General features: G+C 71.7%; 22 protein-coding genes. 12 read left to right on the top strand and 10 right to left on the bottom strand.

Features of this window, described 5'->3' with window-relative positions; genetic code table 11:
• Nucleotides 1-175: 175 nt before the first annotated feature.
• Both QHG49_RS01385 and QHG49_RS01380 read right to left on the bottom strand, forming a co-directional pair.
• The gene (locus QHG49_RS01385; RefSeq protein ID WP_159697853.1) at nucleotides 176-1,060 is read right to left on the bottom strand and encodes an SDR family oxidoreductase; all 885 of its coding nucleotides are present in this window, start codon (nucleotides 1,058-1,060) and stop codon (nucleotides 176-178) included.
• A gap of 10 nt (nucleotides 1,061-1,070) precedes the next feature.
• Nucleotides 1,071-1,793 carry a DUF1990 domain-containing protein gene (locus QHG49_RS01380; protein WP_145488612.1) on the bottom strand — a complete coding sequence of 241 codons (723 nt, stop codon included), beginning with the start codon at nucleotides 1,791-1,793 and terminating at the stop codon, nucleotides 1,071-1,073.
• Between the two features lie 113 nt (nucleotides 1,794-1,906).
• On the opposite strand from QHG49_RS01380, the gene QHG49_RS01375 reads away from it, so the two are divergent.
• Together QHG49_RS01375 and QHG49_RS01370 are read left to right on the top strand one after the other, a co-directional pair.
• Complete coding sequence (locus QHG49_RS01375; protein ID WP_145488709.1) at nucleotides 1,907-2,119, top strand: hypothetical protein; 213 nt, start codon at nucleotides 1,907-1,909, stop codon at nucleotides 2,117-2,119.
• A 6-nt stretch (nucleotides 2,120-2,125) separates the two neighbouring features.
• Nucleotides 2,126-2,848 (top strand): DUF1990 family protein, encoded by a 723-nt coding sequence (locus QHG49_RS01370; protein WP_301486965.1) that lies wholly within the window; start codon nucleotides 2,126-2,128, stop codon nucleotides 2,846-2,848.
• A 217-nt stretch (nucleotides 2,849-3,065) separates the two neighbouring features.
• Here the strand turns inward: QHG49_RS01370 and QHG49_RS01365 are convergent, their stop codons facing one another.
• Nucleotides 3,066-3,419 carry a hypothetical protein gene (locus QHG49_RS01365; RefSeq protein ID WP_201300484.1) on the bottom strand — a complete coding sequence of 118 codons (354 nt, stop codon included), beginning with the start codon at nucleotides 3,417-3,419 and terminating at the stop codon, nucleotides 3,066-3,068.
• A gap of 159 nt (nucleotides 3,420-3,578) precedes the next feature.
• Here QHG49_RS01365 and QHG49_RS01360 point away from each other — a divergent pair, with 159 nt between their 5' ends.
• Both QHG49_RS01360 and QHG49_RS01355 read left to right on the top strand, forming a co-directional pair.
• A complete protein-coding gene (locus QHG49_RS01360; RefSeq protein ID WP_301486964.1) occupies nucleotides 3,579-4,220 on the top strand; it encodes a hypothetical protein in 642 nt (213 codons plus the stop codon).
• Nucleotides 4,221-4,286: 66 nt separating this feature from the next.
• Nucleotides 4,287-4,826 (top strand): GNAT family N-acetyltransferase, encoded by a 540-nt coding sequence (locus QHG49_RS01355; RefSeq protein ID WP_301486963.1) that lies wholly within the window; start codon nucleotides 4,287-4,289, stop codon nucleotides 4,824-4,826.
• A 71-nt stretch (nucleotides 4,827-4,897) separates the two neighbouring features.
• Here QHG49_RS01355 and QHG49_RS01350 read toward each other — a convergent pair whose 3' ends face one another.
• Entirely contained in the window at nucleotides 4,898-6,163 is a 1,266-nt protein-coding gene (locus QHG49_RS01350; RefSeq protein ID WP_301486962.1) for an oxygenase MpaB family protein, read from the bottom strand.
• A 45-nt stretch (nucleotides 6,164-6,208) separates the two neighbouring features.
• Here QHG49_RS01350 and QHG49_RS01345 point away from each other — a divergent pair, with 45 nt between their 5' ends.
• From QHG49_RS01345 to QHG49_RS01325, 5 genes are all read left to right on the top strand, one after another.
• Complete coding sequence (locus QHG49_RS01345) at nucleotides 6,209-6,805, top strand: TetR/AcrR family transcriptional regulator (RefSeq protein ID WP_208764906.1); 597 nt, start codon at nucleotides 6,209-6,211, stop codon at nucleotides 6,803-6,805.
• A gap of 314 nt (nucleotides 6,806-7,119) precedes the next feature.
• Nucleotides 7,120-7,875 (top strand): (5-formylfuran-3-yl)methyl phosphate synthase, encoded by a 756-nt coding sequence (locus QHG49_RS01340; RefSeq protein WP_301486961.1) that lies wholly within the window; start codon nucleotides 7,120-7,122, stop codon nucleotides 7,873-7,875.
• Between the two features lie 8 nt (nucleotides 7,876-7,883).
• Nucleotides 7,884-9,287 (top strand): aldehyde dehydrogenase family protein, encoded by a 1,404-nt coding sequence (locus QHG49_RS01335; RefSeq protein ID WP_301486960.1) that lies wholly within the window; start codon nucleotides 7,884-7,886, stop codon nucleotides 9,285-9,287.
• Nucleotides 9,288-9,289: 2 nt separating this feature from the next.
• On the top strand, nucleotides 9,290-10,393 hold the full coding sequence (locus QHG49_RS01330; protein WP_159697832.1) for an NAD(P)-dependent alcohol dehydrogenase: 1,104 nt from the start codon (nucleotides 9,290-9,292) through the stop codon (nucleotides 10,391-10,393).
• Between the two features lie 80 nt (nucleotides 10,394-10,473).
• The gene (locus tag QHG49_RS01325; protein ID WP_301492658.1) at nucleotides 10,474-11,379 is read left to right on the top strand and encodes a class I SAM-dependent methyltransferase; all 906 of its coding nucleotides are present in this window, start codon (nucleotides 10,474-10,476) and stop codon (nucleotides 11,377-11,379) included.
• A gap of 50 nt (nucleotides 11,380-11,429) precedes the next feature.
• Here QHG49_RS01325 and QHG49_RS01320 read toward each other — a convergent pair whose 3' ends face one another.
• Both QHG49_RS01320 and QHG49_RS01315 read right to left on the bottom strand, forming a co-directional pair.
• Nucleotides 11,430-11,552, bottom strand: coding sequence for a hypothetical protein (locus QHG49_RS01320; RefSeq protein ID WP_370530405.1), 123 nt, complete (start codon nucleotides 11,550-11,552; stop codon nucleotides 11,430-11,432).
• Nucleotides 11,553-11,689: 137 nt separating this feature from the next.
• Nucleotides 11,690-13,552, bottom strand: a complete 1,863-nt coding sequence (locus tag QHG49_RS01315; protein ID WP_145488714.1) for an ABC transporter ATP-binding protein — start codon at nucleotides 13,550-13,552, stop codon at nucleotides 11,690-11,692.
• 369 nt (nucleotides 13,553-13,921) lie between these two features.
• Here QHG49_RS01315 and QHG49_RS01310 point away from each other — a divergent pair, with 369 nt between their 5' ends.
• Together QHG49_RS01310 and QHG49_RS01305 are read left to right on the top strand one after the other, a co-directional pair.
• On the top strand, nucleotides 13,922-14,125 hold the full coding sequence (locus QHG49_RS01310) for a hypothetical protein (protein ID WP_301486959.1): 204 nt from the start codon (nucleotides 13,922-13,924) through the stop codon (nucleotides 14,123-14,125).
• Between the two features lie 265 nt (nucleotides 14,126-14,390).
• Nucleotides 14,391-14,597: a hypothetical protein gene (locus QHG49_RS01305; protein ID WP_145488628.1), complete on the top strand. Its 207-nt coding sequence runs from the start codon at nucleotides 14,391-14,393 to the stop codon at nucleotides 14,595-14,597.
• A 227-nt stretch (nucleotides 14,598-14,824) separates the two neighbouring features.
• Here QHG49_RS01305 and QHG49_RS01295 read toward each other — a convergent pair whose 3' ends face one another.
• The 3 genes from QHG49_RS01295 to QHG49_RS01285 all read right to left on the bottom strand — a co-directional run bounded on the left by QHG49_RS01295 (nucleotide 14,825) and on the right by QHG49_RS01285 (nucleotide 17,464).
• Entirely contained in the window at nucleotides 14,825-16,078 is a 1,254-nt protein-coding gene (locus tag QHG49_RS01295) for a PP2C family protein-serine/threonine phosphatase (RefSeq protein ID WP_159697826.1), read from the bottom strand.
• A 174-nt stretch (nucleotides 16,079-16,252) separates the two neighbouring features.
• The gene (locus tag QHG49_RS01290) at nucleotides 16,253-16,675 is read right to left on the bottom strand and encodes a hypothetical protein (RefSeq protein ID WP_301486958.1); all 423 of its coding nucleotides are present in this window, start codon (nucleotides 16,673-16,675) and stop codon (nucleotides 16,253-16,255) included.
• A gap of 213 nt (nucleotides 16,676-16,888) precedes the next feature.
• The gene (locus tag QHG49_RS01285) at nucleotides 16,889-17,464 is read right to left on the bottom strand and encodes a TetR/AcrR family transcriptional regulator (protein ID WP_301492656.1); all 576 of its coding nucleotides are present in this window, start codon (nucleotides 17,462-17,464) and stop codon (nucleotides 16,889-16,891) included.
• A gap of 135 nt (nucleotides 17,465-17,599) precedes the next feature.
• Here QHG49_RS01285 and QHG49_RS01280 point away from each other — a divergent pair, with 135 nt between their 5' ends.
• On the top strand, nucleotides 17,600-18,850 hold the full coding sequence (locus tag QHG49_RS01280; protein ID WP_301486957.1) for an NAD(P)/FAD-dependent oxidoreductase: 1,251 nt from the start codon (nucleotides 17,600-17,602) through the stop codon (nucleotides 18,848-18,850).
• Nucleotides 18,851-19,154: 304 nt separating this feature from the next.
• Here QHG49_RS01280 and QHG49_RS01275 read toward each other — a convergent pair whose 3' ends face one another.
• Nucleotides 19,155-20,609: a M1 family metallopeptidase gene (locus QHG49_RS01275; RefSeq protein ID WP_301486956.1), complete on the bottom strand. Its 1,455-nt coding sequence runs from the start codon at nucleotides 20,607-20,609 to the stop codon at nucleotides 19,155-19,157.
• Between the last annotated feature and the right edge of the window lie 56 nt (nucleotides 20,610-20,665).

Below are 20,665 nucleotides of genomic sequence, written 5' to 3'. Positions count from 1 at the left end.
GTCGTTGAGGACGGCTGCGCTATCGGGCCGGTTGCCCACCGGGATCAACGACCGAGGGCCGCAGACGTCGCCGCTCTCATTGCCGACAGGCCCCCGCCACAGCGCAGTTGCCCCCGACTCCGGACTCCGCCGCTGCCCGAGGGCCGCCCACGCGTACCCGCAACGGACCGGGCGGTCAGCCCTCTCCCGGTTCTGCCGCGCCGCCGCCGGAGCGCCCGCCGGCGCCGAGCGGGCCCGTGGACGGCAGGGGTTGCCCGGCGTCCAGGCGGGGAAGCTCGCGCCGGGTCAGCCGTAGCACGACGGGAGGCAGGGCGGAGCGGACCGCCTGGACGCAGCGCAGCCAGGAGGGCATGTAGACCGCCGTACGACGCGACTCCACCGCGCGCGCCAGCCGTTCGGCGACCGCGTCGGGCGGGTGGATGGTGCGCAGGGGAGGCGGCATGTGGACGCGCAACTCGTGCAGGGCGGTGAAGCGTTCGGCAGCACGGATCATGGCGGTGTCCGCCCAGGCGGGATAGGCGATGCCCACGGCGACCCCTTGGTGAGCGACCTCGGCCCGCAGCGCGTGCGCGAACGCCTCCACACCCGCCTTGGAGGCGCAGTAGGCACTCAGCATGGGGGTCGCGCCGAGCGAGGCCAGCGAGGCGATCTGGAGGTAGTAGCCGGCCGTCGCGACGAGGTCGGGCAGGAAGGCCCGCGCCGTGTGGGCGCTGCCCGTCAGATTGACGTCGACGACACGGCCCCACGCGCCGGGGTCGGACGTCGCGAACGGGCCGCCGTGCGCGATCCCCGCGTTGGCCACGACCACCGACGGCCGGCCGAGCCGACCGCGTACCCCGGCCGCCGCCTCACCCAGGGCGGTGTGATCGGTGACGTCGACCTCGATCGCCACGGACGCGGTCGGCAGGGACGCCGCCACGGCGCTCAGACCGGCCGCGTCATGGCCCAGGAGCGCGACGCGCGCCCCGCGCCGGGCCAGTGCGCGCGCCAGCGCCGCGCCCAACCCGCGCGCGGCTCCGGTGACCACGACGGTCCGGTCCTGGAGGGGACTGTTCGGCATGGGGTGACCCTCACCCCTCCCGCGCTGCTGCGTGCGGCGGGCGGAGCCGACGGGTGCGGATGTGCACGCCGTCCACCAGCCGGCCGCCCGAGTCCGCGACGGCGGACAGGCAGAAGCGGACCCACATATTGAGCTGGATCTCCTTCGCCACGCGCAGGTACGAGTAGAGGACGTGCACCAGGCGGGTAGCGGCGCGTGCCCACAACTCGATCTCGAAGACGAGCAGTTCGCCGTCCTCGTGGGCGCGGAACTGCACCTGCCCGGCCTCCATGTGGCCGCGCAGCGTCACCAGGTGCAGCAACCCCCGCTCGCGGCGCAGGACCCGCACCGGGCCGTTCCAGGGGCCCGGCATCTCCACCACCAGCTCGTCCGCGACATCCAGGCCCTGGGCGCGCAGCTCACCCGCGCGGATACCGACCACCTCCGTCGGGACGAAACGCTCGAAGTTACGGCAGACGTGCTCGACGAGCCGGGCGCCGTCGACATCGGCCCCGGCGATACGCACCTGGAAGACCCGGTGGAACAGGGGACCGCAGCCGTCCTCGGCCGGCTGCACCCTGTCGTCGACCGCCGTGGCGGGAAGCGGTGGCGGGCGGTCCCGCTCGTCGCCCTCGCACTCGCCGGCACGGTACAGGGGCGTCGTCTCCCAGAGATAACGCCAGGTGACCAGCATCGTGCCCAGGAGCCACCGCGCCAGCACGGTCAGCCCCCGTTGCCAGCGCTGTCGGGGCATCGCATTCCCCTCACATCATCGGATGGGCATAAATAGGAATGAATAGGTGCATACCCTGGTATAGCGCTGATGACACGGTGGTGTGACACAAGCGGATGAACCAGGAGGCGCGCATGGTGGTCCGGCTGCTGCACCGAGCGGGCGTGCGCAGCGCTCATCTGCATCTCGCCTCGTTCGGCGCGATCGGTCTGTGCGTGACGCTGTGGGTGCGCGCGAAGTCCGTCGACCAGGAGCAGCGGGGCAACGCCGAACGGCGGGCGCTCTTCGTGGGCCTGTGGCCGCCGACCTTGTGGTTGATCGGTGAATCACTACGGCAGCCGGAGTGATGACCTTTGGGCGACCGGCTCTTCGGACGGTTCGACGCGGTACGGGCATGGGAAAGGCTCGCGGAGGCGTCCGTCAACTACTCGCTCGACGAGGTACGCCGCCCCGCGTGGAACATCGACGTCCACCGCATCCCGCTGCCCGCCGAGCCGCCGGGCCCTCCCGTGCCCGGCGGCTCCTGGACGCACGCCTGCCGACTCGTCCGCGACTACGAGTTCTCGCCACCGGAGATCGTCCGGGCGCTGTACGACCCGGCGGCCCCCCTCCTCGGCCGTGACATGCTGCTCGAAGCCAGGTTCCACGGCCTGCACTTCTACTGCGGCGTACGCGTCACCCAGGTGGTCGACGAGACGCGCGACGGCACCGACCGCGTCTGGGGCTGGGCCTACGAGACCCTCGACGGCCACTTGGAGCGCGGCAAAGTCACCTACGAGGTGGTGAAGAACAGCCGGACGGGTGCGGTCGAGTTCCTGGTCACCTGCCATTCCCAGGGCGCGCCCACACTCGGTCCGGTCGTCGCGCTCGGCTGGCGGCTGTTCGGCCGCCGTACCCAACTGCGTTTCTACCGGCGGTGCGGGGAGCGCATGCGGAAATTCGTCGGGGCGGCGTTGCGCGGCGAGCCCGCCCCGCGTGGTCCGGCCATGAGGGCCGATCCCTTGGTGTACGCCCCCTCGGACGCGCGGCCCCGCCCCCTGGAAGCGCTGGCCCTTCACCGGGAGTCGCCCGCCTGAGGTACGGCGGCGATGAGGTACGGCGGCAACGCGGATACGACGCTCGCGTCCGCTCGGCCACCGGCGGCATGCCGACCGGGCCGACGCCCCTCCGACCGGCCCCGCTGTGATCAAGTCGGGGAAGACCCCCGTGTCGTGGGCCATGCCGAAGCCTCGTTCGCGGATGGCCTCACGAACACGGGGCCGCCTGAGGCTCGGCCTTCCCCGGACCGGTGGGTCAGGAGAAGACGACGGACCGCATGCGGAGTCGGTCGCCCGCGCCCCTGCCGGGCGTCAGGGTGTAGTAGATGTCGCCCTCGCAGTCGGGGTCGAGGAAGACGGTGGCGGTGGCGTCCGTGCGGTTCTTGGGGGCCCTGCCGGCCGATCCCGGCTCCGAACCGGGCCCACTCAGATTGATGCACTCGCCGCTGACGGGGTTGTTCAGGAAGCCGACGGCTTCGTATCCCTCGGCGGTGGTGTACGAGTAGCGGAACTGGCCGGTCGCCGCCGAGGCCGAACCAGGCGCGGCCAGCAGCAGAACGAAGGCACTACAGGCGGCGCCGAGGGCTGCCGTGAGGGAGCGAGCAGACACAGGGATCTCTCTTTCGGGTGCTGATTCGGTCAGTGCCAGCGATGCCCCGGAAACAGCCGCATAGGCGCTTTGTCCCTCAAACGGGTTGCCACCTCGCAAGCACCACCCCTGCCAGAAAAAGGCCGCAACCCGTAGGGGGCCTGGCAGTAGGTTGGTCCGATGACCGAATCCCTGCCGCCCGGCGGTGCTGTTCTCGACATGGACGAACTGGATGCCCGGTGGGCGGATGCCTGGCGCCCGGAGCAGGTCGCGGAGCGGTTGAACGGGGTCGGTGTGCCCTGGTGCGTCGCGGGAGGTTGGGCGCTTGATCTGTTCCGTGGCGAACAGACCCGGCCCCACGGCGATCTGGAACTCGCGGTACCCGCCGCGCGGTTCACGGAGATCCGGGACCGCTTCCCCGAGTACGCGTTTGACGCGGTGGGTTCGGGAAAGGTCTGGGCGAGCCCGGGAGCCGAGGAACTCGCGGCCACCCACCAGACATGGCTCCGGGACCCGGCGAGCGGTCAGTTCCTGTTCGACGTCTTCCGTGAGCCGCATGAGGGCGGGACGTGGATCTGCCGGCGGGACGAGCGCCTGCGGCTGCCGTACGACGCGATCATCGAGCGGACCACGGACGGGATCCCCTATCTGATTCCGGAACTGGTCCTGCTGTTCAAGGCGAAGGCGGCACGCCCCAAGGACCAGGCGGACTTCGAGGGAATCCTCCCGCTGCTGAGCCGGGCGCGGCGCGACTTTCTCGGGGCGTGGCTGACGCGCGTGCACCCCGGACACGACTGGGCGGCGAGACTGGCGGTCAGTTGAGGTAGTCCGCGTGTCCTTCGTCGTCGAGTTCGAAAGGGCCCTCGGGGACCCTGATAGCGTGCGCGGATGGAAGATCTTGGAGCCGTAGCCTGGCCGCCTGAGCCGATCAGGACCGAGAGGCTCGTGCTCCGTGAACCAGAGAGCCGGGACCGTGCGGCGTTCGTCGAACTGCTCGCCTCACCACAGGTGCACACCTACCTTGGCGGCCCCCGCCCCCGTGACCAGCTCGAACGCGAGTTGCCCGAGGTGCCCGAGCGATGGCCCGGAAGCTTCGCCGTGGAACTCGACGGGTCGATGATCGGCCATGTCCTGCTCAGGCGGGCAACGGGGCACCGCCGACCGGCCGCCGCGGGGAAGACCGACCTCGGCTATCTGTTCCTGCCGCGGGCCTGGGGATTCGGGTACGCCGCCGAGGCGTGCACGGCGGCACTCGGCTGGCTCGAAGACACGCTTCCCGGCGAGCCGGTGGTGCTCACCACCCAGAGCGCCAACGCCGGTTCGATGCGGCTCGCGGTGAGGCTGGGGTTCACCGAGGTGGAGCGGTTCGAGGCATGGGACGCCGAGCAGTGGCTCGGCATGCGACCCCCGGCCACGCCGACGAGCTGAGTCGCGCGCACGCGTTCGCGCCCCAGCCCTCAGACGGCCGCCGACAGCCCTCAGGCAGCGGCCTGCGGCCCTCAGACGGCGGCCTCCCGCGCGGCTCCCGGCAAGCGGGCCACGTCGGCAGGCCGCCCGTCATGGAACATCGAGGCCAACTGCCGGTCCTGGACCCGTGCCCCACGCACCTCGAGCCGCTCCCGGCCTCCCGGTAGGACCCCGAGAACCCGGTACCGGAGGGTGTTGCCCGCCAGGGCGAGCAGCAGGGCCCAGGGGAACCGGCGTCGCAGCCCCAGATCGCGCATTCCGTCCTTCCCCATGAAGGCGCTGAGGATGCTCGCCCGGCGGGCCCGCTCGTAGCGGCGGTGGAGCCGCTCGACGGCGGGAGCGCGGTGCCCGAAGTCGCGTTCTGCCTGGGCGTCCAGGGTCAGCCGGGCCAGATCCCGGCCGGCCTGGGTCTGCCCGCCCGCGGCCAGCAGGATGTGGTAGTTCCAGCGGTGCCGGACGTTCTCGACATCGGTCAGCCACTCCGGCGAGACACCCATCAGCCAGCCGACGTACCGCCACAGATGCATGAGGTCGTCGCGCTGCGCGCGGGTCAGCCGCACACCCAGGCCGAGGCAGCCGATGATCACCGTGCTGTCGAAGAGCCCGAGGGTGGCCGCCTGGTCGGCCTGGTTGATCGGGTAGCCCCAGCGCCCGGTGTCCCAGCGGGGCTCGAACCGCGCGTTCACCAGGGCGTGCATGGCGCGCACATGCACCGTGAGGCGCCAGCCCTCCGCGCCGGGTCGCAGGCCCCCGGCCCGGGTGACGGCATGGGACCACTTGGTCGTCTCGCCGAGGCGGCGCAGAGTCGTCCCGCCCGACAGCCCGCCGGTGAGGACGAGCAGGTCGGCCGGTCCGCCGAAGCGGTAACCGCCGATGAGGGAGAGAAGGGTGAGCACGTCGCCGCTGTTGCGGCCGAGGAATCGGTACGCGGCGGCTCCGCGCTCGACCCGGTCCCAGTCCACCCATTCGGGCACGGCCCTCGCCTGATCGAGGAACTCCCGCAACGCCGACGGCAGATCCTGGGATACGTCCGCCGCGCGCAGAGCCTGGTCGATCCGCGCGGGCGTGACCCGGTCCGGGTCGCCGGCCGGCAGCCGCATCGCCTCGGCGAGGGCGGCGCCCGGCTCGTCCCGCTGGAGCAGAGCGCCACCCACGCGTTCCATGAGTGCCTCGTCGACTTCTCTGCCGATGTCGGTGAAGAGGAACAGCGCGCGGGCGATCCTGCGGCCGCGTTCCTCGGCCTCCCGGAAGCGGCGGGGAAAGCGGGCGCCGTCACGAACCTCGCTGCTCTGCGTCATACCATCCGTTGTAACGCGAACATTCATTCGCATACAATTCGCGTTATGCGGAAGGAACCGCGGCAGGAGCGGTCGCGCCGGATGGTCGAGCGGATCGTCACGGCGGGCCGGTCGGTCCTGGCGCGCGACGGCTACGCGCGGTTCGTCACCACCCGCGTCGCGAACGAGGCCGGAATCAGCCCCGGCTCGCTCTACCAGTACTTTCGTGACAAGGACGAACTGCTCACCGTCCTCATGGAACGGTACTGGGCGGAGACCGGCGACCGGGTGGCGGCCGCGCTGGCCGACCGTCTCAACGATCCTCCCGACCGGCTGATCCGCAATGCGGTGGAAGCCCTGCTCTTCGCGCTGGAGCACGACTCGCAACTGCTTCGCGTTGTGGTCGAGGAGGTCCCGCCGAGATACAGCGAGGCTCATCTGCACGCCCTCCGGCGCCGCGTCCAGGACCTGGGCTCGGCCTATCTCGCGGGGCGCGCGCCGGGGGAGCGGAGCGGGACGACGCGCTCCTGGGTGATCGTGTCCGCGATGGAGGCGCTCAGCGTCCGCTGGATCCTCGAACGGCCCGCCATCCGGCGCGAGGAACTGATCGACGAACTCACCCTGCTGGCGACGAACTACATGGCCGGGGCGAGAGAGACCTGAGGCGAGAACGGCCTGAGCCGAGAACGACCTGAGTACGGCGTCGATGGACCGGTCGACCCCGCCGTCCCAGGAGAATCCCACCAGGGCTCCGAGCGACATATCGCCCGGCGTACGGCCCCCAACCGGCCGTAGAACAGGGCCGGTTCACGCCGGTCCGCGCGGCGCACTGCGCATACTCACGCGCGCCCTGCGGGAACCCCGCACGCTCTACCGCCGCCCACGAGCGGCGGAAATGATGAGCGCACCGCACATGAACCAGGTGATCCGCACCCCCTGACCTCGGCCGGGCGGGCCCGCGGCGGAAGGAGCTCATCGTGTTGCTTCTCATCTCCCCGGACAGTGTCGAGGAGGCCCTCGACTGTGCGAAGGCGGCCGAACACCTCGACATCGTCGACGTCAAGAAACCCGACGAGGGGTCGCTCGGCGCCAACTTCCCCTGGGTCATCCGGGAGATCCGCGACGCCGTTCCGGCGGACAAACCGGTGTCCGCCACCGTGGGGGACGTACCGTACAAGCCCGGCACGGTCGCCCAGGCGGCGCTCGGCGCGGTCGTCTCCGGCGCCACGTACATCAAGGTCGGCCTCTACGGATGCACGACGCCCGAGCAGGGCATCGAGGTCATGCGCGCGGTCGTACGCGCGGTGAAGGACCACCGCCCCGACGCGCTCGTCGTCGCCTCCGGATACGCCGACGCGCACCGCATCGGCTGCGTCAACCCGCTCGCGGTACCCGACATCGCCGCCCGCTCCGGCGCCGACGCGGCCATGCTCGACACCGCCATCAAGGACGGGACCCGGCTGTTCGACCACGTGCCGCCGGACGTCTGCGCCGAGTTCGTCCGGCTGGCGCACGCGGCCGGGCGGCTCGCCGCTCTCGCCGGCAGTGTCGAACAGGCCGACCTCGGTCCGCTGACCCGTATCGGCACGGACATCGTGGGCGTGCGCGGAGCGGTCTGCGAGGGCGGTGACCGCAATGCCGGAAGGATTCAGCCGCATCTGGTGGCCGCCTTCCGGGCCGAGATGGACCGGCAGGCCCAGGAGCACGCGGCCGGCGTCGCCGCCGTGAACTGACCGCGGGCATGCCGACATCCGAGCCCGACCGCGCCGCCGGGCGCGGGGGCGCGCGTTTCGCCGTCGTGGACCCGGCGACCGGGGAGACCTTTGACGAAGCCCCCGACCAGCGACCGGACGAGTTGGACGCCGTGGTCGACCGGGCCCACCGGGTCTGGCACGACTGGCGCGCCGACCCCGCCGCCCGCACCACCGCCCTGCGCGGGGCGGCCGACGCCGTGGAGACGGCCGGTGACGACCTCGCCCGGCTGCTCACCCGGGAACAGGGCAAGCCCCTGACCGAGTCGTACGCGGAGATCGCCCGTACGGCCGCCCGCCTGCGCTACTTCGCCGGCCTGGCCCCCAGAACCAGGGTGATCACCGATGGCCGGCCGGTGCGGAGCGAGGTCCGCTGGCGGCCCCTCGGGCCCGTCGCCGCGATCGTGCCGTGGAACTTTCCGCTCCAGCTCGCGGCGGCCAAGTTCGCGCCCGCGCTCGCGGCGGGCAACACCGTCGTCCTCAAACCGTCGCCCTTCACGCCCCTCGCCACCCGACTGCTCGGCTCCGTCCTCGCCACCGCACTTCCCGGGGACGTACTGACCGTCGTCACCGGCCGCGAACCCCTCGGCGCCCGCCTCGCCTCCCACCCGGGGATCCGCCATGTCACCTTCACCGGCTCGGTGCCCACCGGGCGGGCCGTCGCCGGCGCGGCGGCGGCCTCGCTCGCCATGGTCACCCTCGAACTGGGCGGCAACGACCCCGCCGTACTGCTGGACGACGTCGACGTGGACCGGATCGCGGACCGGCTGTTCTGGGCCGCGTTCCGCAACTGCGGGCAGGTCTGCATGGCGGTCAAACGCGTCTACGCCCCCGCACGGCTCCACACCGAGGTCGTGGAAGCCCTCGCCCAGCGCGCGAAGAGCGTCGCCGTCGGGCCGGGACTCGACCCGGACACCCGGCTGGGCCCGGTCAACAACGCGCCCCAACTGGCCCGGGTCGAGCAGGTCACGCGGCAGGCCCTGGCGGACGGCGCCCGGGCCGCGGCCGGCGGCCACCGGCTGGACGGGCCGGGCTACTTCTTCGCACCCACGATCCTCACCGACGTCCCGCCCGACAGCCCGGTGGTGACCGGGGAACAGTTCGGCCCCGTTCTGCCAGTGCTGCCCTACCGGAGCCTCGACCAGGCCATCGACGCGGCCAACGGCACCGGCTTCGGCCTGGGCTGCTCCGTATGGGGCACCGATCCCGACCGGGCCGAGGCGGTGGCCGACCGGCTCGAATGCGGCACCGCCTGGATCAACCACCATGCCGAACTGTCCCTCGCCCAGCCCTTCGCCGGCATCAAGAACAGCGGCGTCGGCGTCGCGGGCGGACCATGGGGGCTCTACGGCAACCTCCGGCCCTTCGTCGTCCACCGCCCACGGGAGGATTGAGGATGAGGTTCCAGGCGGCCGTACTGCGCTCGTACGACGACCCGTTCACGGTCGAGGAGGTGGCCCTGCGCACGGAACCCGCCGACGGCGAGATCCTGGTCGAGATCGCCGGCTGCGGAATGTGCCGCACCGATCTCGCCGTACGGTCCGCCGGCCGCAGCCCGCTGCCCGCGGTGCTCGGCCACGAAGGGGCCGGGATCGTGGTGCGGACGGGCGGCGGACCGGACACCGCGATCGGCGTCGGTGACCATGTCGTACTGAGCTTCGACTCCTGCGGGCACTGCCGCAACTGCCGCAGCGCGGCCCCTGCCTACTGCGACTCCTTCGCCGCCCTCAACCTCTTCGGAGGGCGCAAGGAGGACACCCCACGCCTCACCGACGCGGCCGGGGGAGCGCTGGCACCCCGGTGGTTCGGCCAGTCCTCGTTCGCCCGGTACGCGCTCGTCCCCGCCCGCAACGCCGTACGAGTGGACCCCGCGCTGCCCGTCGAACTGCTCGGACCGCTCGGCTGCGGCTTCCTCACCGGCGCCGGAGCCGTGCTGAACACCTTCCGCGCGGGCCCCGGCGACACCCTCGTGGTCCTCGGCGCGGGAGCGGTGGGCCTGGCCGCGGTGATGGCGGCCACCGCCGCGGGCGCGCTGACCGTGGCCGTCGACCGGTATCCCCAACGGCTGGCCCTCGCCGAACGGTTCGGCGCCCTCCCGCTGCCCGCCGAGACGGCCGGGCTGCCCGAGCGGATCCGGCGGCTGACCGACGGCGGCGCGCAGTACGCGCTGGACACCACGGCCTCGCCCCCGCTCATCAACGACGCGCTCCGCGCACTGCGCCCCACCGGAAGCCTCGGCCTGGTGGCACGGCTCCACATCGCCCTGTCGCTCGCACCCGGCACGCTCGACCGGGGCCGCACCATCCGCCACATCTGCGAGGGGGACGCCGTACCCGGACTGCTGATACCCCGGCTGACCGGGCTGTGGCAGGCCGGACGCTTCCCCTTCGACCAACTGATCCGCACCTACCCCCTGTCCGACATCAACAGGGCCGAACGCGACTGCGCGGCGGGCCGCGTCGTCAAACCCGTGCTCGTGCCGGAAGGAAAAGGCCGATGAGCGTGGCATACGGCACCCCGGACCCACCGCATCCGACGAGCAGACCCCTCGCAGTCCCCACCCCCGCCAACGGAGGAAACATGGTCGGTACGGCGCCGCAGCACACGGACAGGGAAGGCGTGGACGGGGGAGTGGGCCTGACCGCCCTCCTGGTCGCCGCGGCACGGGCGATCGAGACTTACCGTCACGACAGCCTCGCCCAGGACATCTACGCGGAAACCTTCGTGCGCGCCGCCCCGGTGTGCGCGGACTGGCCGGTGCGGATCCAGCAGGTAGCGGGCGGGGACGACAATCCGCTCTGGGGGCGGTTCGCCCGCTACTTCGGCCTGCGCACCAGGGTCCTCGACGACTTCCTCCTCCGGTCGGTCCGTGCGAGCGCCCGCCAAGTGGTGTTGCTGGGGGCGGGGTTGGACACCCGCGCCTTCCGGCTGGACTGGCCGTCCGACTGCGTGGTCTTCGAGATCGACAGGGCCGGCGTGCTGGCGTTCAAGCACCAGGTGCTCACGGGCCTGTCGGCCACGCCGAAGGTGAAGCGCGTCCCCGTGCCGGTCGATCTGCGCGAGGACTGGGTCACCGCGCTGTCCGCCGCCGGCTTCGACCCGGCCGTACCGAGCGTCTGGCTGGCCGAGGGGCTCCTCTTCTACCTGCCGGGTCCCGCCGAGACCGCCCTCATCGACAGGGTGGAGCAGCTGAGCGCCGAGGGCAGCGCTTTGGCCTACGAGGCCAAGCTGGAGAAGGACCTGCTCCAGTACCGTGACAGCGCCATCTACACCGCGACGCACGAGCAGATCGGCATCGACCTGCTCCACCTCTTCGACAAGGGGCCCCGGCCCGATTCCGCGGGCCACCTGACGGCCAAGGGCTGGTCCACCTCCGTCCACACCCCCTTCGAGTTCACCCACCGACACGGCCGCGGCCCCCTCCCCGAACCGAACGACGCGCTGGAGGGAAACCGGTGGGTGTTCGCGGACAAGACCCGGCTCTGACGTGAGCCGACCGGGCCCGAGCGACAGCTGGTCGGCGTGCTTGCCGCCGTTCATTCCGTCGGGCCCCAGTCCCAGGTGTCGAAGCAGGCGGCCCGGCCGGTGCGTCGGGCCGCCGCCAGGGCGTTGAGACGTGCGAAGTCACCGGGCGGCATCAGCGCCTGCCACTCGGGCAACGGCAGGACCCGCAACTCGTCGTGCGCATACGGGTCCAGGGCGGGTGTCGGGCCAGGTATCGCTCGGTGGTCGTACGGATGTGGGAACGAGTGGGCGGCACGTCATCACCTCGGGAGAAGGGGGAGCGGGGTGTTACTCATGAGCGGGTCCCGGTCTGCTCGGCGGAGTGTTCGGAGGTGACCTGATAGGACAGCAACTGCTGGAACATGCCTGCCTGTTGGGACAGTTCCTGGTAGGTGCCCTCCTGTACGACCCTGCCCTCGTCGAGGACGACGATCCGGTCGGCCACGGCCACATTGGTGATCCGGTGGGTGACCAGCAGCACCACGCGGTCCTGGGCCAGGTCCCGCAGACGCTGGAAGATGCGGTACTCGGCGCGGGGATCGAGGTTCGCGGTCGGTTCGTCGAGGACCAGCAGCCCGGCCTCCCGGAAGAACGCCCTGGCCAGCGCGATGCGCTGCCACTGGCCGCCGCTGAGTTCCTCGCCGTTGAGCCACTCGCGCGCGAGCAGGGTGTCCAGGCCGGAGGCGAGCTGGTCGACCACCTCGTCCGCGCCGGCCGCCTCGCACGCCTCCCGCACCGCGGCGTCGCCGCGTGCCGTGGGCTGTCCCAGGTGCACGTTCTCGCGGACGGTCAGCGGCCAGTGCGCGTAGTCCTGGGGCACCAGCGCCACCTGCCGCCACAGGGCCTGGGGGTCGGCCTCGCCGACGGGCTTGCCGTCCCACAGCACCTCGCCGGCCGTGGGCAGGTTCAGGCCGCTGATCAGCTTGGACAGCGTCGACTTCCCCGACCCGTTGAAACCGACCAGAGCGGTGACCTCCCCGCGGCGCAAGGTCAGGGAGACATCGGACAGGGCGTCGCGGTCCTTGCCCGCGTAGCGGTGGGTGACCGACTTGACCTCGATCGTCCCCGGCGGCTCGGGACGGCGTGTGCCCCGGCGCATGCGGAAGCCGCCCGCGCGCTCCAGGAAGTCGCTCCAGTCGTCCATGTACAGGCCCGTGCGGACGGCTCGCGCGCCGATCGCCACCAGGCCGCGGACCGACTGGCCCACCATCTGGAGCGCGAAGATGGCCGTCCCCGCGTGACCGACGCTGATCCGCCCGTCGGCCAGCAGCAGTACGACCGCCGCCCAGACGACGGCCGACCCCAGCCCGCCGCACAGCGCGCCGACGAGGGACATACGGGCGCCCTTGTCGGCCGCGGTCCGGTCCTCGCGGTTGATCCGGGCGACCGTCTCCCGGTACCGGCCGGACAGGAACGGTGCCATGGTGCCGGCGCGGATCTGGTCGGCGGCGTCCCTGTTGTAGATGTGCCAGCGCAGCACCGACAGCATGCGCAGGTCGCCGTTGCTGCGCAGGTTCGCCAGGTACCGCACCCGCGCGGCACTGATCTGGGCCATGGCCTGCGGCAGGCTCGCGGCGATCAGGAGCGGCAGCAGCAGCCAGTTCACCCCGGCCAGTACGAGCGCTCCGGCGACGAAGGAGGCGGCCGAGGCGATGAGGTCCTGTCCCTCGTCGATCAGGTCACCGGTGACCTGTGCGCCGCGGTCGGCCGCCTCACGGGCACGGTTGAACTCGGGGTCGTCGTAGGCGCACAACTCGACGGCGGCGCAGCCGAGGAGCAGTTGCTGCTCGGCCTCGCGCGACATCATCGGGCCGAGCCGGGAGGACAGCCAGTTGACGGTGATGCCGAGCAGCGCGCGCACACCTGCGGCACCGGCCAGCAGGGCGACGGACGGCCATGCCTCAAGGAGCCGGTCGTAGACGTCGTCGCTGGTGAGGAGCGCGGTGAGGGTGCCGCTGATGGCGACCAGGCCGAGGGCCTGCATGACGCCGGCGGTGGCCTGGCACAGCAGGAGGCCGATGGTCGCCGGTCGGTCGACCTGCCAGGCCAGGGCCAGTGAGCGGCGCACCAGCTGCGGCAGCCGCCGGGCCATGTCACGCAGCCGGATCGAACGGCCGGCCGCTTCCCGGCTGCCGGTCAGGTCGACGTACCGCATCTGCGGCTCGGCGCCGGACTTCGGCGGGGGCGGAGTTTCCTGCTCCCCGGGGGCGGGGGCTTTGCCGGACTCCGCCGCCGGGGCGGTGCGCGGCTCGGGCACGCGGTCGGCCGACTCATCGGTGGCCCTGCTCATGCCGCCCACCCCGTATCCGGACTTGCCGCACGGACGGAGTCGACGGCGCACCGGGCACGCGCCGGTGTGACGGCGAGCTGGGCGGACGTGGCAGGAGCGGGCGTGGCGGGAGCGGGCGTGGCGGGAGCTGGCGTGGCGGGAGCGGGCGGAAGGACGGTGTGGGGATCGAGCAAGCGGTCCATGGTGGCCTCCGGCGACGGGGATGGGACACCGGGATCAACGAGAAGGGTCCCCGTGTCGAACACACGTCTTTCGGACGTGGTGGAAATCCCGGCGCCGGGCGAATACACGTTCGTGCCGGATACATCGACCCTTGCCTGGGCGGACCGGTCGCCGGACCGCGTGGTGGCCGAAACGCCGATGGTCGTCACGCGGGCCGTCGAACGAACCGCTCGGTTCCGGGACGCTCGGGCGGAAGACGGCTGCCGTGGGGTGTGACCCAGGGGGCATACGTGGCGTGAGTTCGATCACGACCTGGTGGGAAGTGGGTGCCACGGTCTCCGAAATGTCGGCCGGCGGACGGGGATCGGCGCAGCCCGGCCATGCTTCCGGATGGGCATCCGGGCCCTGGCGGATGGGCATCCGGGCCCTGGCCCCGGACTCGACGTAATCGGTCACCCTTCCGCCACCAGGCACAACCGACCGCGGACAGCCCTTAGACTCGGCGCCCGTACCAGTCATGATCACTACGGGAAGGGACCCCATGTTCCAGGACGCTCCGATCTACCACCAACTTGTCGCGGAGCGTGGCGATGTACCTGCGCGCGTACGGGACGCGGCGACGAGCATATTGCGCGAACTCGACCATGTGATGGGGGGAATGTCGTTGCCCGCCCTCTCCACCAGCCCGCTGCCGATGCGACAGCCCGACGCCTCCGCGCGAGCCGCGCTCCAGCTGCCCAGGTCGTAGACCGCTCCCGAGCCGGGGGTCCCATCGGGCGGCTTCCCGTGACAGCAAGGGCAGGTTCTCCTCCCCGCACGGTGACGTCGCCGCCGATCCGGGCTGTGCCGCCCCCGACCTCCTGGTCCGCCGCATCCGCGACGGCGTGTTGCGGCACAGTGGGCACCGGCTCACCGACGACACCCCGGTCTACGCAGTCCGCCGACTGCCGGAGACGGAGGAGCGCAGGGGGCCGGTCAGAGGCGGACGACGACGAGGGCGATGTCGTCCCGGCCGCCGCCGGCCATGCCGAGGCGGGCCAGGACGGTGTCGGCCACCTGTTCCGGGCCCAGACGGCCGCACTCGGACAGGACATCGGTCAGGCGGTTCAGGCCGACGTCGATGTCCTCATGGCGGCGTTCGATGAGCCCGTCGGTGTACATCACCAGCGTGTCGCCCGGCTTGTAGTGGAGGCTGGCCTGCGGGCGGGGGACGTGCTGCGGCCGCGCTCCCAGCGGTGGGTCGGTCGCCTGGTCCAGCAGCTCGGTCCGGCCGTCGGCATGCACCAGGACCGGGGGCGGGTGCCCGGCGCTGCTGTAGGTGATCAGCCGGCTCCGCCGGTCGACGATGGCCTTGACCGCGGTCGTGCCCAGCGCGTCGTCGATCGACCGGGCGTACAGACCCAGTACCTCCAGCGCCTGCGCGGGGCGCGCGAGGGCGCGTACGGCCGCCGACAGGGCGCTGCGCAGCATGCCCATGACCGCGGCGGCCCGGAGACCGTGGCCGATGACGTCGCCGACCGCCAGCGCCACCTGGTCCGGGGGGATGTCGACGACGTCGTACCAGTCACCGCACACGTTCAGCGAACCGACCGCCGGCTGGTAGCGCACCGCCACGTCCTGGGAGTGATGCTCCAGGTCGGGGGTGCGCAGCATGGCCTCCTGCAAGGTGACGGCGACCTCACGCTCGCGGGTGTGGGCCTGGCGCAGTTCCTCGTTCAGCCGCTGAAGCTCCCGGGCCCGTACATACAGCTCCGCCTCCAGCGACTCGGCCGCCTCCAGGTCCTTCTCCACTTGGGCGCCCGTGGGCCGGGTGTCCTGGTGGGCCTTGACGTAGGCGGTGACGTCCTCGCCCCGGTGGATGATCCACGCCACCTGCCCGTCCGGCCCGAAGACGGGGGTGTTCACCGGGGACCACCAGCGTTCCTCGAACAGGCCGCGCCGGTGCGGTACGGGGATGTCGTACTTCTGGAGCGGCATCGTGTCCGCTTTCCGGGTGGCCAGCACCCGGTGCAGGGAGGCGTTCATGTTCCGTACCCCGTCGGCCTCCGGATCGCTCGGGTTGTCGGGGAACGCCTGAAAGATGTGCCGCCCCACCAGGTCGTCCCGGGTCCGGCCGGTGGTCTCCAGGTAGGCGCGGTTGACGTCCACGATCACCAGGTCCGGGCCCAGCACCAGACACGGGCTCGGGACGGCTGCGAACAGGGCCGCGTGATCCACTTGTGCCGCCATCTCGCCGCTCCTCGTACCCGCTGCCGCCGGTGCCCTGCCCCCAACCTAGGCCGCGGGCGCCGTCCCCGCCCGGCCTGCCTCACCCGCTCGGCCGGTGCGGGCGCCGGCCGGTCGAATGCCGTACGACGGGGATCGGCCGATGTCGCCGGGGTGCGAGCCCGCTTGCGGCGGGCGTCAGCAGGACGAGTTGTAGTCCGGTTCGGGGCAGGTGGGAAGGGACCAGGGCGACCAGGTGCCGCCGGCGGAGCGGGTGCGGTGCCAGGGGTTGTCGTCGGTGCCCGTGACGACGATCGAGAACACCCAGCCGCCGTCGCTCACGTCCCAGATGGAGACCCCGCTCCGAGCGATGCCGCCCATGGACTCCCATCCGTACCAACTGCCGTCTGGCAGGCTCCAGTTCGTCCACACCGCGCGGTCGGTGCCGATGACGAACACCTGCTTCGTACCGTTCGGCAGCGCCTCGGACGTCACGGTGTAGCCGCAGTCGTAGGCCTTGCCCATGAGCTTGCAGGTGTCCGCCTGCGCCGGCGCTGCGGCGATGCCGAGCCCGCCCAGGGCGATGGTGGCGGCGACGAGGGCGGCCTTGATCTTGTTCATGTCCGATTCCTTCACGCGAGTCGAGGTTCCGGTCGGTGGTGGGGTCGGGGCTGATGCGCCGTCACCGACGAGAGGAAGTCGATCACGGTGGCGTCGCGCCGGACCATGCGGAAGGGCAGGCAGAACTGTCGTACGGGTACTTCTGCCTGTCCCGCGTTCGCGGGCAGTGGCCTCAAGCGGGCGCTACGGGACGACGGTGTGTGCACGCCGAGGTCAGTCGGCGCGGGTGCCGGTCCAGCCGCTGGTGAGCAGGTCGAACACCCGGTCGAGGGCGGTGTCGGGGTCGCGGGCGCCGCGGACGAGGACGGGCGCCTCCAGGGCGAAGTGGGCGAGGGCCTGGCAGCCCGGGTCGTCGGCGGGCAGTCCGGCGTCGTCGGCGATCGCGGCGGCCAGGGCGTGCTCGTGCCGTAGCCACATCCGGCGGGCGTACTCGCGCAGCGCCGGGGTGGTGTCGATCAGGCGCAGGAAGTCGTCGAACCGGGGGTCGGTGTGGACCCGCCGGGAGTGCTCGCCCAGCAGCAGCCGGTGCAGGGCCTGCGGGACGGACTGACCGGCGGGGCGCTCGCGGACCGCCGCGACCAGCGCCGCCTCGCGGTCCACGTCCTGGTCGAAGACCAGCGCCTCCTTGCCGTCGGGGAAGTGCTTGAAGAGCGTCGTCACCGAGACATCGGCCGCGTCGGCGATCTCGCGCACCCCGACGTCGTCGTATCCCCGCTCGGAGAACAGCCGCAGTGCCGCGTCGGCAAGGGCTTGGCGGGTGGCTGCCTTCTTGCGCTCTCGGCGCCCCATCTCGGTCACCGGGCCACCTTATCGCGATCGTGGAGCGAATTAGAAAGTTTAGCTGTTACGCTTTTTTAGCGGTTGCACCCACTGGGTGCTGTCGCGACCCGTTCGCGACCCGCGCCACCCGAGGGGAAGGTCCCGATGACGAACAGCACACCCCGGCCCAGCACGCCCCGCATCGCTGTGATCGGCGGCGGGCCCGCCGGTCTGACCTGCGCCCGCGTCCTGCAAGGACACGGCATCGAGGTCACGGTGTACGACGCCGACGACGCCGTGGACTCCCGCGACCCCGGCGGCACGCTCGACCTGCACGCCGACTCCGGGCAGATCGCCCTGGAGGACGCCGGGCTGCTCGACGCCTTCATGGCGCGGGCCCGGCCGGAGGGGCAGGCCAAGACCCGCCGCGACCACCACGGCACGGTCCTGGCGGAGTTCGTCCCGGGCCCCGGCGACGAGGCCGCGCCGGAGATCGACCGCGGCCGCCTGCGCCGCATGCTCTTCGACCACCTGCGGCCCGGCACCGTCCGCTGGGGCCACCGGCTCGTCCGTGTGAACCCGCTCGGCTACGGCGGGCACGGCCTGGAGTTCGCGGACGGCACCACCGCGGAGGCCGATCTGGTGATCGGCGCCGACGGGGCGTGGTCGAAGGTCCGCCCCCTGGTCAGCGAGGCGGCCCCGCGGCACCTCGGGGTGTGCTTCCTGGACGCCCGGTTCGACGAGGTCGACTCACGCCACCCCGAGGTCGCCAAGATCGTCGGAGACGGCCACATGTTCTCCAACGACAACGACGGCCGCGCGGTGATCCTCCAGCGCAACGGCGACGGCGTGGTCCGCGGCTACATCGCCTTCCGCGCCGCACCGGACTGGCATGTCGCGGCCGGGGTGGACCTCACCGACCGGGAGAGCATCCGTGCCCATCTCGTACGGGAGTTCGGCCACTGGTCGTCGGCCATGCGCGAGTTGATCGTCCGGAACGACGGCGACTACGTCCCGCGGTCCTTCTGGGCGCTGCCCGCCCCGCTCACCTGGGAACACGTCCCCGGCGTCACACTGATCGGGGACGCGGCCCACCTGATGGCGCCCTTCGGCGGTCACGGTGCCAACCTCGCGATGCTGGACGGCGCGGAACTCGCGCACGCCGTCCGCCGGGCGGTCGGCCCCGATCCGGCGGCCGGTCTCGACGAGGCGGTCGCCGATTACGAGTCGGCCATGTTCGCCCGCTCCGGGGAACTGGCCGCGAGCTCCAACGACGCCCTGGTGCAGTTCTTCGCCACCACCGACGAGCCGGACCTCCCGCCGGACCAGGAGCAGGAGCACCGCAACTACCTCGCCCGGGCGCAGGCGTACCGGCAGGCGCGGGCCCGGGGGAGGGGGGAGCGGACCGAGGCCTGACACACCGCGTCCTGCCCCGTCCACGGGGAGCCGAGGGGGCGGTGGTCGGTCGGCCTCCGCCCCGGCGAGGAGCGGGTTCATGCCGGGCGACGGGGCGCGGAGGCCGTTGACGGGAGGAGCAGGTCGATCAGGCCGGGGCAGCAGATCGCTGACCGCCTGGTTGGCGGTCCGGTGCGAGTAGTACCGCTGCCAGGCGCCGTTCTCGACCACCACGTACCGCGCTCGTGCTCCCATGACCGGCGACGAACGCTTTTCGGGTGCGGTACCCGCTGGGGAAAAGCCTTCCCGCACCGGATCGTTCTCCTCACATCCGGGACGGCTTCCCCTTGTCGAAGAGCCAGGTGTCGAAGAGTTCGGTCAAGTCCTTCCCGGACGCGTTCTCGCACAGGGTGACGAACTGCCGGGTGCCGGCGTTGCCGTGCCGGTGCTGTCGCGTCCAGGTGCGGAGTATGTCGAAGAAGACGTCGTCGCCGACGGCCTTGCGCACCTTGTGTACGACCATGGCGCCGCGGCCGTAGACGGGCGGGTCGGAAACACGCCCACCGCTGGGCGGAGCGGCGGGCGGGAAGGCCCAGATGCCCTCGGCCTCGTCGTCCGTGCCGTCGTAGAAGTCCTCGAAGATCTCGTCGGTGCTCCTGCCGCCCCGCTTCTCCTCCCACAGCCACTCCGCGTAGGTGGCCATTCCCTCGCTGAGCCACATGTCCTGCCACGTTCGCGGGGTCACCGAGTTGCCGAACCACTGGTGCGCCAACTCGTGGACGAGCAGGGCCTCGTCGGGAGCCCCGGCGAAGTAGGGCTTGGTCTGGGTCTCCAGGGCATAGCCGAGTTCGGGCAGATGGTCGACGACGGCGCCGGTCGAGGAGAAGGGGTAGGGGCCGAAGAGCCCGTCCGCCCAGTCGACGATCTCGGGCACCAGGTGCGGGACGTCGCCGGCGTCTGCGGACTCGTCCGGGTCGACGGCGACGTAGACGGGCAGGCGGTCGTGTGTCCGGCCCTTGTGAATCTCGAAGTAGCCGACGGAGACATGGGCGAGGTAGCCGGCCATGGGCTCCGCAGTACGCCAGTGCCGTGTCATCGACCCGCCCTTGTCCTCCTCCGCGATCAGCTCGCCGTTGCCCACCGCGTCGTAGAAGTCGCCGTCCTCGTCCCTGGGCACGGTGACCCATATGTCGAACGTGGCCTTGTCCGAGGGGTGATGGTTACCGGGGAACCAGGTCATGGAGCCGGTCGGCTGGCCCAGGGCGGTCGAGCCGTCATCGGTCTCGATCCAGCCTTCGAGACCTCCGTCGTCGCCTTTGATCGTTCGCGGGGTGCCGTCGTACGTGACGACCGTCTTGAAGATCTCGTCGTTCTTCAATGTCTTCGCCGGTGTGACGACCAACTCGTCACCCGAACGGGAGAATTGGGCTTTCGACCCCTGCACCGTCGCGGTGCGTACCCGCAGGCCCGACAGGTCGAGGTCGAAGCGGCTCAGGTCCTGGGTGGCCCGCGCCGTGATGACCGCCGTGCCCTTCAGGTGATTGGTCTGCGGTGTGTAATCCAGCGTCAGCCCGTAATGCGTCACGTCGTAGCCGCCGTTGCCGAGCGTCGGGAACAGCCGGTCACCCACTCCCGCCGCGCCGGGCTTCGCGGCCGCGTGGCCGCCCACCGGCCCGGGGCCGGCGCAGGACGTCGTCATGGCCAGGAGCAGCACCGCTGTCGGAGCCCAGGCGGACACGGAGCGCCGGTGCCGGTGGGTCGGCGCCGTGCGAGGCTTCATCTCGTCTCTCCATCTCGTCTCTCCCGTCGATTGCGGCACGCGAGACGTCAGAACCT

This window comes from Streptomyces sp. WP-1 (genome assembly GCF_030450125.1).
GTDB classification, from domain to species: domain Bacteria; phylum Actinomycetota; class Actinomycetes; order Streptomycetales; family Streptomycetaceae; genus Streptomyces; species Streptomyces incarnatus.
Note: the sequence above shows the minus strand (reverse complement) of the source record. Positions and strands in the feature narration are given on the sequence as shown.